The sequence below is a fragment of the Curtobacterium sp. MCPF17_003 genome, assembly GCF_003224385.1.
Taxonomy (GTDB): Bacteria; Actinomycetota; Actinomycetes; order Actinomycetales; family Microbacteriaceae; genus Curtobacterium; species Curtobacterium flaccumfaciens.
This window is the reverse complement of sequence record NZ_QKLC01000003.1, coordinates 23,330-36,384: the sequence shown is the minus strand read 5'-3', so window position 1 is coordinate 36,384 and position 13,055 is coordinate 23,330. Positions and strand designations below refer to the sequence as shown.

Here is a 13,055-nt window from a genome sequence, read left to right as displayed (position 1 = left end):
CGCCCTACTTCACGGCGATCTGCGCGATGACGGGGCTGCCCGCCACCGCCGGCAGCTTCGCGATCTTGTCGCTCGTGACGTACGAGTACTTGTCGAAGAAGGTCGGGACGATCGGGAAGTCCTCGAGGACCGCCTCCTGCGCCTTCGTGTAGTACCCGTTCGCCTCGTCCTGGGACCCGGCGGAGTCGGCCTTCGCGAGCAGCGAGTCGACGTCGTCGGACTGGTAGTAGCCGGTGCACGGGGAGCAGCCGCCGGCCGTGGTGAACAGCGCGCGGAGCGTGTTCTGCTGGCTGATGTACAGCGCGCCCCAGTGGCCGAAGTGCGGGCCGGCGACGGTCTTGTCGGTGAGCTCCGAGTAGTAGGACGCCCAGTCGGTGGTGGCCTTCGCCTCGGCGTCGACGCCCAGGTTCTGCCGGATCTGGTTGGCGTACGCCTCGTACAGGGAGTCGAGGCCGGTGCCGCCCGGGTAGACGAGTGTCATGGTGCCGTCGAACCCGCCGGCGCTGGCGAGGAGCTTCTTCGCCGCTGCCGGGTCGAACTCGCAGGCGTCGCCGCAGATGCCCTCTTCGGTGCCGGACATCGACGGTGGGGTCAGCGCGGTGGCCGGGTCGTACAGGCCGCCGTAGATCGCGTCGTTGACCTCGTCACGGTCGATCGACATCGAGATCGCCCGGCGCACGTCGGGGTCGGAGTACCGGTCGTCCCACAGCGGGAACCCGAGGTAGTCGATGCCGGGGGCGTCGAAGGAGTGCAGGCGGTCACCGAAGTCGGCCTTCGCGCTCGTCATCTTGTCGGTCGGCAGGAACAGCACGTCGGCGTTGCCGGCCAGGACGTCCGTGTAGGCGGTGTTCATGTCGGAGTAGCTGCGGAAGGTCACCTCGTCGGTGGCGGGCTTCGTCCCCTCGTAGTCCGCCCAGGCCGTGACGGTGAACTCCTGGTCCGCCTTCCACGCCTTCCTCATCTCGTACGGGCCGTTGCCGATCGGCTTCTCGTCGTACGCCTCCAGGTCGTCGTAGGCGGCCTCGGGCATGGGGTAGAACGCCGTCTGGGCCTGGCTGAGCTGCAGGGGGAACTGGCTGTCCGCGTGGGTGAGCGTGACCGTGAAGGTGTCCTTGCCGGTGACCTCGAGCCCCGACATCTCCTTGGTCTTCGGGGTGCCCTTCGCCGGGTTGAGGTCGGTGTACCCGACGATCCCGGCGAGCTGACCGCTGTTCTCCCACGCGTTCGGGCCGTAGGCGACGTGGTTCCAGGCCTTCACGTAGCTCTCGGGTGTGACGGCCTCGCCGTTCTGGAACGTCCATCCGTCCCGCAGCGTGATCGTCCAGGTGGTGGCGTCATCGCTCTCGACGCTCTTCGCCGCGACGTACTGCAGGTCGCCGTCGGCGTCGGTCTGGGTCAGCGGCGCGAAGACGCTCATCACCTGGTCGAAGGCCACGGTCTGCCGGCCCGGGGTCAGGTGGTCGGGCTCGCCGGTCGCGTAGACCAGGCTCGAGGGAGCGTCGTCGTCGGCCGCGCCACCCGCCGAACAGCCGGTCGCCAGCAGTGCCAAGGTTGCCGCCGCGGCCAGCGCGGCGATCGTCCTGCGTCGCATGATCTCTCCTCGATCGGGTGCGGCCGGATCCCTGCCCGGTCGTCGTGGTGGGAAAGCTAGGACGGTTCGAATCCCGACCACAAGACTTCTTTCAATGCGCTCTGAGAGTTTTACCGCGCAGAAACACTGACGAAACGACACCCGTCGCGCGACCGGGCCCGTTGTGCCACGCTCGGAGCATGCGCCACACACCGCACTTCCTGATGACCGACGTCGACGAGGTCCGACGCCTCATCACCGGGAACCCGTGGGCGACGATCGTGTCGCACACCGCGGCCGGGCTGGTCGCCTCGCACTACCCGGTGCTGCTCGAGACCCCCGGTCCCGACGACGACCCGGACGCCCTCGTCCTGGTGTCCCACGTCGGCCGACCCGACGAGGTCGCCCACGAACTCGGACAGCACGAGGTCCTCGTCGTGTTCCAGGGCCCGCACGGCTACGTCTCCCCCGCCTGGTACCCGCCGGAGCAGTTCGTGCCGACCTGGAACCACGTCACCGCCCACGTCTGGGGCACCCCCGAGATCCTGTCCGACGACGAGAACTTCCGGGTGCTCGGCGAGCTCGTCGACCACTTCGAGCGGGTCATGCCGTCGCCCGTGTCGTTGCAGATCGACGAGGAGACGGCCCGCCGGATGGCGAAGGGCACCGTCGGCATCCGGATCCGCGTCACCCGGTTCGACGCCCGCGCCAAGCTGTCCCAGAACAAGGCCCCCGAGGTGATCGACCGCATCGTCGCCGGCCTTCGGGGCGACGGCCCCTACGCGTCGCCGGCGCTCGCCGACGAGGTCGAGCGGGTCCGGCCGGTCCCGTCCCCGGCGAACAGCCTGGAGGGACGGCGGGGATGAGCGAGATCCTGCTGCGCACCGTCCGCAGGGTGGGCACCTCCGGGGCCCCTGCCGACGTCCGCGTCGTCGACGGGCGGGTCACCGAGATCGCGCGGGCGGGCACGCTCGACCCCACGAGCGTCGACACCGACGTGGTCGAGGCTGCCGGCGCCTGGCTCGGCCCGGGGCTCCGCGACCACCACACGCACTTCGACCAGTGGGCGCTCGTCCGCCGCCGTGTCGACGTCACCGGCTGCGACTCCGCCGAGGCGACCGCCGACCTGCTCGCCGCCGTCGCGCGGGCGGGCGTGGCGGACCGCGTCCTGGTCGGACACGGCTTCCGCGACGGGATGTGGCCGCGCCGTGCACGACGCGAGCTACTCGACCGTGCCGCACCGGGCCTCCCGGTCGTCGTGATCAGCGCGGACCTGCACGCGGTGTGGTGCAACGCGCTGGCGCTCGCGCACTTCTCGGCTGCTGTCGGCCGACCGCTCGACACGGGCGAGGACGGGGTCCTGCGCGAGCAGGACGCGTTCGACGTGACCGGAGCACTGTCGCAGGTGCCGGACGACCTGCTCGACGCCTACGCGGCAGATGCTGCCGAGGCCGCGGCGGTCCGCGGGGTGACGGGCGTGGTCGACCTCGAGATGCGCTTCGGGCTCGACCGCTGGCGCCGCCGGATCCACGCCGGGACCGACGCGATCCGGGTCGCGTCCGGTGTGTACGCGGACGAGCTCGACGACGTGATCGCCCGGGGCCTGCGCACCGGCGACGTGGTCGACGGCACGCGGGGGCTGCTCACGATGGGGCCCTTCAAGGTGATCACCGACGGGTCGCTGGGCACCCGCACCGCCGCGATGACGGACGGCTCCGGCGTGCTCGCGTGGGCCTTCGAGGACCTCGTCGCGATCACCCGCCGGGCCGTCGACGCCGGACTCGTCCCCGCGATCCACGCGATCGGCGACCGTGCGAACACCCTGGCGCTCGACGTCTTCGAAGCCGTCGGGGCCCGCGGCACGATCGAGCACGCGCAGTTGCTCGTCGACACCGACGTCGACCGGTTCGCCCGGCTCGGGGTCGCCGCGTCGGTGCAGCCCGAGCACGCCATGGACGACCGGGACATCGCTGACCGGCACTGGGCGGGGCACACCGACCGGGCCTTCGCCTTCGCGTCGCTCGCCCGGGCCGGAGCGCGCCTGCTGCTCGGGTCGGACGCTCCGGTGGCGCCGCTCGACCCGTGGGTGTCGATGGCTGCGGCCGTCGGGCGGGACCGCGACGGGCGAGCGCCGTGGCACCCGGCCGAACGACTCTCGGCACTCGTCGCGTGGCAGGGGTCCACCGACGGGCGGGTCGGGGTGTCCGTCGGCGACGTGGCTGACCTGGTGCTCGTCGAGTCCGATCCGCTGGCGGCACCGTCCGCCGCGCTGCGCAGCATGCGGGTGCTCGGGACGGCGGTCGCCGGACGGTTCACCCACCGGGAGGTGTGAGCGGGCGGGCGTACTTGTTCCCCGTGCGCTACTTCTGGTCCTTCGGGCACCAGTAGAGCTTCCGGCCGGCCATGTCGGCCATCCGGATCTCGGTGCCGCACACCCGGCACGGCTCGCCCTGTCGGTGGTAGACCCAGTGCCGGTCCTTGCGTGAACGCAGGGCCTTCTTGTGGTCGGCTTCGGACAGGTCGTCCATCGTCATCATCAGGCCGTCGCGGACGCCGTCGTGCAGCAGCTTCGACCAGTCGGCCCAGAGCGCCTTGGCCTGCTTGACCGTGATCTTCTTGCCGGGCTTGTACGGGTCGATGCGCTGCCGGAACAGCAGCTCGGCGCGGTAGATGTTGCCGATGCCGGCCACGACGGACTGGTCCATGAGCAGCTGCCCGATCGCGACGTTCCGACGGCGGACGTTGTCGACGAAGGTCTTCTCGGCATCGGGCCCGTCGTCGTTCATCGGGTCGGGGCCGAGCTTGTCGAGCGCGCGCTGCACCTCGGCCGGGGTCTCCACCACGCAGGCGGTCGGGCCGCGCAGGTCGGCGACGGTGTCCTCGGTGAGGATCCGCACCCGGACCTGGCCGACCGGGTCCGGCGGGAAGGACTCGATCGGGTCCTCCGCCTGCTCCTGCTCGGCCATCCGGTAGCGGGCGAGCCGCGGTGCGCCGATCGAGCTGAGCGACTCTTCGCGGTCGTCGTCGTCGGACAGCGCCTCGGCGGTGGAGATCACGCCCGCGAAGTCCCACGCGCCGTACAGCCCTAGGTGGACGCGGAGGAACAGGTCGCCCTCGAACTCCAGGAACATCTGCTTCGCCACCGCACGCGCGGCGATCATGCGCTTGCCGTCGAGCTGCGCGGCCCCGGCGGCGAAGCGACCCTGGGGGCTCGACACCTCGCAGCGCTTGCCGACGAAGTGCCGGGTGAACTGGTTGGCGATGCGGTGGACGGAGTGACCCTCGGGCATGACTACCGTTCTACCCGGTACCCCTGACGGGCCGGACTACGCGTCGATCTGGCGGCCGGCGATCAGCCCGGTGGTCTCGTACTCGGCGAGCTGGGCGATGCGACGGGCGTGGCGCTCCTCGCCGGAGAACGGCTCGGCTATGAACAGGTCGACGAACCGGATCGCCTCGTCCTCGGTGTGCTGGCGCGCGCCGATGGAGATGACGTTGGCGTCGTTGTGCTGACGGGCGAGCAGGGCGGTCGACTCGTTCCACACGAGCGCGGCGCGGATGCCCTCAACCTTGTTGGCGGCGATCTGCTCACCGTTGCCGGAACCACCGAAGACGACACCGAGGGCCTGGACACCGGCACGCTGGTCCTGCACCACGGCGTGCGCGGCGTTGATGCAGAAGGAGGGGTAGTCGTCGAGCGCGTCGTACTCGGTCGGACCGTGGTCCACCACCTCGTGCCCGGCTTCGGTCAGGTGGGTTGCGAGGGTCTTGTTGAACTCGAGGCCGGCGTGGTCCGTTCCGAGGTGGATGCGCATGGAACCGATCATATTCCTGCGGCTCCGGGGCCCGGACCACCACTGCTTTCGGCGCGCGGACCACCACTGCCTACGGCGCGCGGACCACCACGACGAGGTACCGGGTGGGGTCCTCGCCGGGGTTGCGGTAGACGACGTCGGCGGGTTCGCCGAGCTCGATCCGGTCCCCCGCGGCCAGGCGCGTCGGCTCGCCGCCGACGACCACCTCGAGCACGCCGTCGACGACCCAGATGCAGTGCCGCAGGAACGCGTAGGCGGACGCCGGGTAGGCCACTTCGCGGCCGGCCGGGAGGCGCACCTCGGTGACGTCGGCGGGGAACGTCGCGCTCGAGACCGGACGGCGACGGTACCCGGTGTCGGGATCGGTCCAGGAATCGGCGGTCGCGCCGCGCTGGACCCCGCGCGCCTCATCGGGGTCCGTCACCCTGGGCACCTCGTGCTCCAGGGCATCGTCGAGGAGCTGCGAGATGGTCAGGCCGAAGGCACCGGACAGGCGACCGAGGATCGTCGCGGTGGGGCTGGAGACCCCGCGTTCGACGCGGTTGATCATCGCGCGGGAGACGCCGGACTCCTCGGCGAGCTCGGTGAGGCTCCACTTCCGCTCCGTGCGGAGGCGCTGGAGGCGTTCACCGAGCGCCCGCTGCTCGGCGACCGAGGCGTCGTCGGCGTCGGTTGCGGGATCAGCGTGCGAGTCGTCTACGATGTGAGACATGACGACAGCATATGCGACGAACGGGGTCGTGATCCGCGACTGCACACCGGCCGACCTCGACGTCGTGCACGCCCTGCACGTCGATGCCGTGCTGCACTCCACCGCCATCTGGCAGGACACACCGCACCCGCGCTCGTACTTCGACGGGTGGCTCGCCGAGCGGCACGGCGGCGGGTACCCGGTGATCGTGGCCGAGGTCGACGGGGTCGTAACCGGCTACGCGGCGTACGCGCAGTGGCGGCAGCCGGACGGGTACCGGCAGACCGTCGAGCACAGCGTCTACGTGGTCGAGGCGTTCCGCGGCCGGGGCATCGCGACGACCCTGATGGCCGAGTTGGTCGCGCGCGCCACCGCCGAGGGCCGGCACGTCATGATGGCCGGGATCTGCAGCACCAACACGGGGTCGATCGCCCTGCACGAACGCCTGGGGTTCACCACGGTCGCGGTCGTGCCCGAGGTCGGGCGGAAGTTCGGCCGGTGGCTCGACCTGACGATGATGCGGCTGCCGCTCGTCTGACCGTCGCCGGTCAGTCCGTGCCCGGCATCGGGACGTCCAGGGGCGGTGGCGACCTTCGGAACGGCGGCGCGATGTCACCGTGCGCAATCGGACGGTGGTCGGCGAACCAGGAGTACGCGACCGCTTCGTCGGCCTCGGCCGGACTCTCGTCGAGGCAGTCGTTGCACCGTGTGTGCCACCCGTCCGCGTCGTGCCACCGGTGCGGGTACCCCTTCGCGACCCAGTTCGGCGACCACTTCACGTCGAAGGCGTAGACGATCTCCGCGGCGATGCCCCAGGCGATGCTCTTGAGTGCATCGTCGCCGATGCCCGTGTCCCACGAGAGTGGGCCGTTCCGGAGCTCCTCGAACACGTTGCCGGCGAGCAGTTCGTGGTGCTTGTCGTCCCACGCGTCGCCCTGCGAACGGACGACCACCGCCGGCTTGCTCGCGGGGACGCTCGAGCGTGCCTCGCTCGGTTCGGCGGTCCCGTCCGCCTCGGCGCCGTGCGTCCGTGCGAACCGCTCGCCGTCCGTCGTGTTCATCAGCCACACGGAGTTCGCCAGGTCACCGTCGGACTCGCCGGCGACGGGCGCGCTGGCGTAGCGACCCCGGACGGTCGCGATCTGCTCGTCAGCAGTCCGCTCGGGTTCGACGAACGCGAGTTCGGATCCTGCTCGGACGAACATCCCGCTCGCCAGGAGCCCCCGCCGGATGCCGAACTCGACGCACCGCAACGCCATCGCGCGGGCTCGGGTGCCGTCGGGTTCGTGGTCGGTCCGCGCCATACGGTGCAGGGCGCGGAGGTCGGTCGCGCACCCGTTCCGGTTGAACTCAGTGAGGTCGAGCAGCAGCTGCTCTTCGGGCGTCCGCGGCGCTGGCTCCGGGCTCGGCGCGAGGCCGACGTCGTGCCGGACACTGCGCCGCTGCACCCGGGGGTCCTCGGCGTCAGCGGGCGGGATGGCGTCGATGTAGGCCTCGTGCCCGGGGAGGGGTTCACGCATCGCGGCGACGGAGCCGTCCGGCATGGAGCGGACTTCCTCTGCAGGGAAGGGGACGTACTCGAGGCCGGCGTCAGACGACGATCTCGTCTCCGTGTTCTTCGATGACGTTGCCGTCCTCGTCCCAGATGCCGTCATCCCGTGCGAAAGGGTCCAGGCCGGCGGCGATCCGTCGGGCACGCTCGGCTTCGAACAGGGCATTTCCCTTCGGCGTGTCCATGATGTAGCAATCCCAGAACGGGACCTCGACGTCGCCCGGCTCGAGTGTGTAGACAGCAGCGACTCGTTCGACGATCTCGTCAGGCGGGCCCTGCCACTCGTCCCAGCCGGCACGTCCGGGCCCGTCCCGCGCGGACGTGCCGACGGACACGAGCCCCTCGGCGAGGAGATGGCGAAGGTTGTCGAGTACCCAATCGCGCGTCTCCTCGCGGGGACGATGTCGTTCGATCTCGAACGTCGCTGCCCAGCCCCAGAGGTTCTCGCCCGTTCCGTTGTAGGTCGTCGCGAGGACGTAGTAGGTCAGTTCGTTCATTCGAATCCCTCTGGTCATGCGTCATCGGGCAGATCGTGGGCGTCGGCTCCCTTGGGCATGTGCAGCTTGACCGGCTTCGCACCGTTGCTCTGCACTTCGACGACCGGAGCACCGGATTTGCTGCCTCGTCGGTACTGGACGCCAGTTCCGTCCGGAAGCACCACAGCGATGCGTTCAGGAGGGGACGCACTCAAGGCCGGCGTCAGACGACGATCTCGTCTCCGTGTTCTTCGATGACGTTGCCGTCCTCGTCCCAGACCGCACGAAGTCGCGGGACCGGGTCCTCATCGGCGAGCTCTCGCCTCGATCGCTCTCGTCCGTAGAGCTGCGCGCCTGCCTCCGTCCGCATCAGGTAGCACGGCCAGTACTGCACCTCGTCAGCAGCAAGGTCGACCGTGTAGATCGACGCGACTCTGTCGACGACGGCCTCGACGCTCCCTGTCCAGGTCTCCCAACCGGCACGCCCAGTGCCGTTCTCCTCGAAGTTGCCGACGCACACCAGATCACGCTCGAGCAAACGACCGAGCACGCCGAGGAGCCATTCACGAGTCTCCCCCAACGGCCGACGGCGTCGCTTCTCGATGTTGCCGGTCCAGGCCCAGAGGTTCTCGCCGGTCCCGTCCTGAACAGACGCCAGACAGTAGTAGGTGAACTCGTTCATCGACATCATCCTTCCGGCATCGCGTCGTCGGGCAGGTCATGCGGCGCCGACCCCTCGGGAAGATGCACCTTCACGTTCTCCCATTCCGACGTCTTCGAGTTGTGTACTTCGACCACTGGCCCTCCCGAGTCGCGTCGGTACTGGACGCGTGTTCCGTCAGGGAGGACGACTTGGATGCGATCGCGTGTCGATCCCGGAGCGAGTGTGCCGCCTCGGCTGAGCTCACGCCATGCCTTGACGACCTCCTCGGGAGTGTCGACCTCGCGGGTGCGTCATGGCGGGCGTCGCGGCGCTCACACCGGGCATCTCGAACGCCGTCGGCATGGTGGACCAGGAGTGCTCGCCGTCCGATGCTGCGGTCCGCACGCCGTCGGATGCGGCACGGAGCGTCGCGGCTGCGTCCACCACGGCGCTCATGTCGAGACGGATCTCGTCGAGCGACGCGACCGAGACCATGCCGCTCATCGCTCTGCCGCGTGGTCGGCGGTGCGCGCCATCTGATCGTCCGCCTCGTCGACGGCGGCGAGTGCGATCGCACCGGCCGCGCTGACCGCCTGGAGGTGGGTCCCGATCCGCATCGCGGTCCCCGTGCGCGCCGACGCGAACGATCGAAGCGCCGCCGCGATCACCGGCCTTCCGCTCACCGCTCCGGCGAGTCCGTCGAGCGCTCGCTCGAACTCCTCCGCGTGTCGACTGACGCCGGACGCGGCCGTCCGGACGTCCGCGACGGTCCTCGCGGACGCGGCGCGGTCGACGCTGTACGACTCCCCCATGTGGATCCGCATCCCCTGATACTTCACCGACGGAACCCACCACAGTGCCGTCTGGAGGCGCGTGGCGGCGCCGCCACGTGCCTCCAGTCCGTCAGTCGGTGGTGTCGAAGACCGGACCGACCGTGCGCGAGCGCTTGAGCTCGAAGAAGCCGGGGTACTTCGCGACGGCGACGACGCCGTCCCACAGGTCGAGCGCTTCCTGGCCCTTGGGCGCCGGGGAGATGACCGGTCCGAAGAACGCGGTGCCCTCGACCGCGATCACCGGCGTGCCGACGTCCTGGCCGACGCGGTCGATGCCGTCCTGGTGGCTGACGCGCACGGCGGCGTCGACCTCGTCCGTCCAGGCGTACTCGAGCAGGTCGGCGTCGAGGCCGAGCTCGGCGAGCACGGCGGGGACGACCTGCTCCGGGTCGGACTCCTGGCGGTGGTGGATGTGCTCGCCGAGGGCGTCGTAGAGCGGCTTGACGACGTCCTGTCCGAGCCGGAGCCTCGCCGCCGTGACGATGCGCGGGTAGACCTGGCCGGCGTGCAGGCGCTCCTTGTAGGTGTCCGGGACGTCCTGGTCCTCGTTGAGGACGAACAGGCTCATCACGTTCCAGGTCACGTCGAGGTCGCGATGCTCGGCGACCTCACCCACCCAGCGGCTCGTCATCCAGGCCCAGGGGCAGTTCGGGTCGAACCAGAACTCCACGGCGGTGCGCTCGGTGGTGGCGTCGGTCGGGTTGTCCACAGTCGTCTCGGTCACGGTGCGAGCGTACGCGGCGTCGCTAGGCTGGAACCCATCGTCCCGCCGGCGCACGACGCCGTCCGGGGCCCCGTACGCGGACACCGATCGTCCGCGTCCCCAGCGAAGATGGAGCGTTGCGTGCCCGGAGAGAACCTCACCCGAATCGAAGCCCAGGAGCGTGCGGCCGTCGTCGCCGTGCAGACGTACGACGTCGAGCTCGACCTGACCCGCGGTGCCGAGGCCTTCGGCAGCACCACGCGGGTGCGCTTCACCGCCACCGCCGGCGCGTCGACCTTCATCGACGCCATCACGAAGACCGTGCACTCCATCACGCTGAACGGCACGGCGCTCGACGTCGCCGCGGTGAACGACGGCGTGCGCATCCAGCTCGACGACCTGCAGGAGCAGAACGAGCTCGTGGTCGTCAGCGACGCGCTGTACACGAACACCGGTGAAGGCCTGCACCGCTTCGTCGACCCGGTGGACGACGAGGTGTACCTGTACTCCCAGTTCGAGGTCCCCGACTCCCGACGGATGTTCGCGGTGTTCGAGCAGCCCGACCTGAAGGCCGAGTTCTCCTTCACCGTGACGGCGCCGTCGCGGTGGCAGGTCGTCTCGAACTCCCCCACGCCGGAGCCGCACGTCGACGGCGACGTCGCGACCTGGTCCTTCCCGCCCACCGCGCGCATCTCGAGCTACATCACCGCGCTCGTCGCCGGCCCGTACGAGGTCGTGCGCGACGAGCTGACCAGCCGCGACGGCCGGACGATCCCGCTCGGCGTGTTCGCGCGCAAGTCGCTCGCCTCGTACCTCGACCCCGAGTACGTGTTCGACATCACGAGGAAGGGCTTCGCGTACTTCGAGGAGAAGTTCGACGTCGCCTACCCCTTCGACAAGTACGACCAGCTCTTCGTGCCGGAGTTCAACGCCGGCGCGATGGAGAACGCCGGGGCCGTCACCTTCACCGAGACCTACGTGTTCCGGTCGAAGGTCACCGACGCCATCAAGGAGCGCCGGGTCGTCACGATCCTGCACGAGCTCGCCCACATGTGGTTCGGCGACCTCGTCACGATGAAGTGGTGGAACGACCTGTGGCTCAACGAGTCGTTCGCCGAGTGGGCCTCGACGATCGCCACGGCCGAGGCCACCGAGTGGACCGAGGCCTGGACCACGTTCCAGGCGATGGAGAAGTCCTGGGCCTACCGCCAGGACCAGCTCCCCTCGACGCACCCGATCGTCGCGACGATCAACGACCTCGAAGACGTCCAGGTCAACTTCGACGGCATCACCTACGCGAAGGGCGGCTCGGTCCTCAAGCAGCTCGTCGCCTGGGTCGGCATCGATGCGTTCTTCGCCGGTGTCTCCGCCTACTTCAAGAAGCACCACCACTCGAACACCGAGCTCCGCGACCTGCTCGTCGAGCTCGAGGCGACGAGCGGCCGTGAGCTGACCGAGTGGTCGAAGCTCTGGCTCGAGACCGCGGGCGTCAACACGCTCCGCCCGGAGATCGTGACCGACGAGTCCGGCGTCATCACGTCGTTCACCGTCCTGCAGGAAGCCCCCGCCGACCACCCGACGCTGCGCCCGCACCGTCTGGCGATCGGCGTCTACGCCTTCCGGAACGACGAGTCCGCGCCGTTCGGGGCCGACACGGCCTCCGCCGGCGGCAAGCTCGAGCGGGTCCACCGCGTCGAGATCGACGTCGACGGCGCCCGCACCGAGGTGCCCGAGCTCGTCGGTGTCCAGCGCGGCGACCTCGTGCTGCTGAACGACGACGACCTGGCCTACGCCAAGATCCGTCTCGACGAGCACTCCCGGCGCACCGCGATCGAGCACCTGGCCTCGATCGCGAACCCGCTCGCCCGCTCGATCGTCTGGGGTTCGGTGTGGGACGCCACGCGCGACGCCGAGTCCCCGGCGAGCGACTACGTCCGCCTCGTGCTCGGCAACATCGCGACCGAGACCGAGTCGACGACCATCCGCACGACGCTCTCGCAGCTGCTGCTCACCGCACGCAACTACGTGGCACCGGGCTCGGTCGAGGCCACGGTCCGCACCGTCGGCGACACGCTCTGGCAGCTCGCGTCCTCGGCCGAGGCCGGTTCGGACGCGCAGTTCCAGTTCGTGAAGTTCTTCGCGCAGATCCCGTCCACGCCCGAGCACGTCGCGACCCTGCAGGGTCTCCGCGACGGATCGGTCACGCTGCAGGGCCTCGAGATCGACACGGACCTGCGCTGGGAACTGCTCGAGGGCCTCGTGCTCGCGGGTGCTGCGGACAACGCCGAGATCGACGCCGAGCTCGCCGCGGACAAGACCGCGTCGGGCGAGCAGGCCGCGGCACGCGCCCGGGCGACGATCCCCACGGCCGAGGGCAAGCTGGCGGCGTTCTCGTCGCTGGTCGACTCGTCCGAGCTGCCGAACGCCATCGTGCGCCAGACCACGGTCGGGTTCCAGCACGTGAACAGCCCGGTGCTGCTCGAGGGGCTCGTGCCGAAGTACTTCGAGGTGCTCACGCGCATCTGGGCCGAGCGTAGCTACCACATGGCGGACACCATCGTCTCGGGCCTCTACCCGGCGCCGCTCGCGTCGGCCGAGCTCCGTGACGCCGCAGCCGCGTGGCTCGAGGAGCACCCGGAGACGCCGGCGCTGCGCCGCATCGTGTCCGAGAGCCTCGCGGGCACCGAGCGCGCGCTCCGGGTCCAGGCCGCCGACGCCTGACCCCTGCTCTGATCCGGCGGGGTCTTGGTGTTCCTCCAGGGATGCCGAGGC

General features: G+C 70.0%; 14 protein-coding genes. 4 read left to right on the top strand and 10 right to left on the bottom strand.

The genetic code is table 11. From position 1 onward, the window contains the following. Nucleotides 1-4 precede the first annotated feature (4 nt). Nucleotides 5-1,591: an ABC transporter substrate-binding protein gene (locus DEJ30_RS04185; protein WP_258369809.1), complete on the bottom strand. Its 1,587-nt coding sequence runs from the start codon at nucleotides 1,589-1,591 to the stop codon at nucleotides 5-7. 179 nt (nucleotides 1,592-1,770) lie between these two features. Between DEJ30_RS04185 and DEJ30_RS04180 the strand changes: the two genes are divergently transcribed. Continuing rightward, nucleotides 1,771-2,436 (top strand): FMN-binding negative transcriptional regulator, encoded by a 666-nt coding sequence (locus tag DEJ30_RS04180; RefSeq protein ID WP_110859190.1) that lies wholly within the window; start codon nucleotides 1,771-1,773, stop codon nucleotides 2,434-2,436. Beyond that, on the top strand, nucleotides 2,433-3,902 hold the full coding sequence (locus DEJ30_RS04175; RefSeq protein WP_110859189.1) for an amidohydrolase: 1,470 nt from the start codon (nucleotides 2,433-2,435) through the stop codon (nucleotides 3,900-3,902). The genes DEJ30_RS04180 and DEJ30_RS04175 overlap by 4 nt, the downstream gene beginning before the upstream one ends. Before the next feature lie 28 nt (nucleotides 3,903-3,930). Here DEJ30_RS04175 and DEJ30_RS04170 read toward each other — a convergent pair whose 3' ends face one another. From DEJ30_RS04170 to DEJ30_RS04160, 3 genes are all read right to left on the bottom strand, one after another. After that, on the bottom strand, nucleotides 3,931-4,860 hold the full coding sequence (locus DEJ30_RS04170) for an Fpg/Nei family DNA glycosylase (protein ID WP_110859188.1): 930 nt from the start codon (nucleotides 4,858-4,860) through the stop codon (nucleotides 3,931-3,933). A 36-nt stretch (nucleotides 4,861-4,896) separates the two neighbouring features. Beyond that, complete coding sequence (locus DEJ30_RS04165) at nucleotides 4,897-5,385, bottom strand: ribose-5-phosphate isomerase (protein ID WP_027464669.1); 489 nt, start codon at nucleotides 5,383-5,385, stop codon at nucleotides 4,897-4,899. Nucleotides 5,386-5,455: 70 nt separating this feature from the next. After that, a complete protein-coding gene (locus DEJ30_RS04160) occupies nucleotides 5,456-6,097 on the bottom strand; it encodes a helix-turn-helix domain-containing protein (RefSeq protein ID WP_110859187.1) in 642 nt (213 codons plus the stop codon). Between DEJ30_RS04160 and DEJ30_RS04155 the strand changes: the two genes are divergently transcribed. Beyond that, nucleotides 6,096-6,614, top strand: coding sequence for a GNAT family N-acetyltransferase (locus tag DEJ30_RS04155; protein WP_110859186.1), 519 nt, complete (start codon nucleotides 6,096-6,098; stop codon nucleotides 6,612-6,614). The two genes, DEJ30_RS04160 and DEJ30_RS04155, sit on opposite strands and share 2 nt — an antisense overlap. Before the next feature lie 10 nt (nucleotides 6,615-6,624). Here DEJ30_RS04155 and DEJ30_RS04150 read toward each other — a convergent pair whose 3' ends face one another. The 6 genes from DEJ30_RS04150 to DEJ30_RS04125 all read right to left on the bottom strand — a co-directional run bounded on the left by DEJ30_RS04150 (nucleotide 6,625) and on the right by DEJ30_RS04125 (nucleotide 10,304). Beyond that, nucleotides 6,625-7,620: a hypothetical protein gene (locus DEJ30_RS04150; protein WP_110859185.1), complete on the bottom strand. Its 996-nt coding sequence runs from the start codon at nucleotides 7,618-7,620 to the stop codon at nucleotides 6,625-6,627. A 46-nt stretch (nucleotides 7,621-7,666) separates the two neighbouring features. Beyond that, nucleotides 7,667-8,125, bottom strand: a complete 459-nt coding sequence (locus DEJ30_RS04145; RefSeq protein ID WP_110859184.1) for a hypothetical protein — start codon at nucleotides 8,123-8,125, stop codon at nucleotides 7,667-7,669. A 202-nt stretch (nucleotides 8,126-8,327) separates the two neighbouring features. Further along, a complete protein-coding gene (locus DEJ30_RS04140) occupies nucleotides 8,328-8,786 on the bottom strand; it encodes a hypothetical protein (RefSeq protein WP_146238492.1) in 459 nt (152 codons plus the stop codon). A gap of 222 nt (nucleotides 8,787-9,008) precedes the next feature. Next, nucleotides 9,009-9,251, bottom strand: coding sequence for a hypothetical protein (locus DEJ30_RS04135; RefSeq protein ID WP_146238491.1), 243 nt, complete (start codon nucleotides 9,249-9,251; stop codon nucleotides 9,009-9,011). After that, the gene (locus DEJ30_RS04130) at nucleotides 9,248-9,571 is read right to left on the bottom strand and encodes a hypothetical protein (protein WP_146238490.1); all 324 of its coding nucleotides are present in this window, start codon (nucleotides 9,569-9,571) and stop codon (nucleotides 9,248-9,250) included. Before DEJ30_RS04130 ends, DEJ30_RS04135 begins: the two co-directional genes overlap by 4 nt. A gap of 79 nt (nucleotides 9,572-9,650) precedes the next feature. Continuing rightward, the gene (locus DEJ30_RS04125; protein WP_258378416.1) at nucleotides 9,651-10,304 is read right to left on the bottom strand and encodes a DsbA family protein; all 654 of its coding nucleotides are present in this window, start codon (nucleotides 10,302-10,304) and stop codon (nucleotides 9,651-9,653) included. Nucleotides 10,305-10,424: 120 nt separating this feature from the next. Between DEJ30_RS04125 and pepN the strand changes: the two genes are divergently transcribed. Further along, on the top strand, nucleotides 10,425-13,004 hold the full coding sequence (gene pepN / locus DEJ30_RS04120; protein WP_110859180.1) for an aminopeptidase N: 2,580 nt from the start codon (nucleotides 10,425-10,427) through the stop codon (nucleotides 13,002-13,004). Nucleotides 13,005-13,055: the final 51 nt, after the last annotated feature.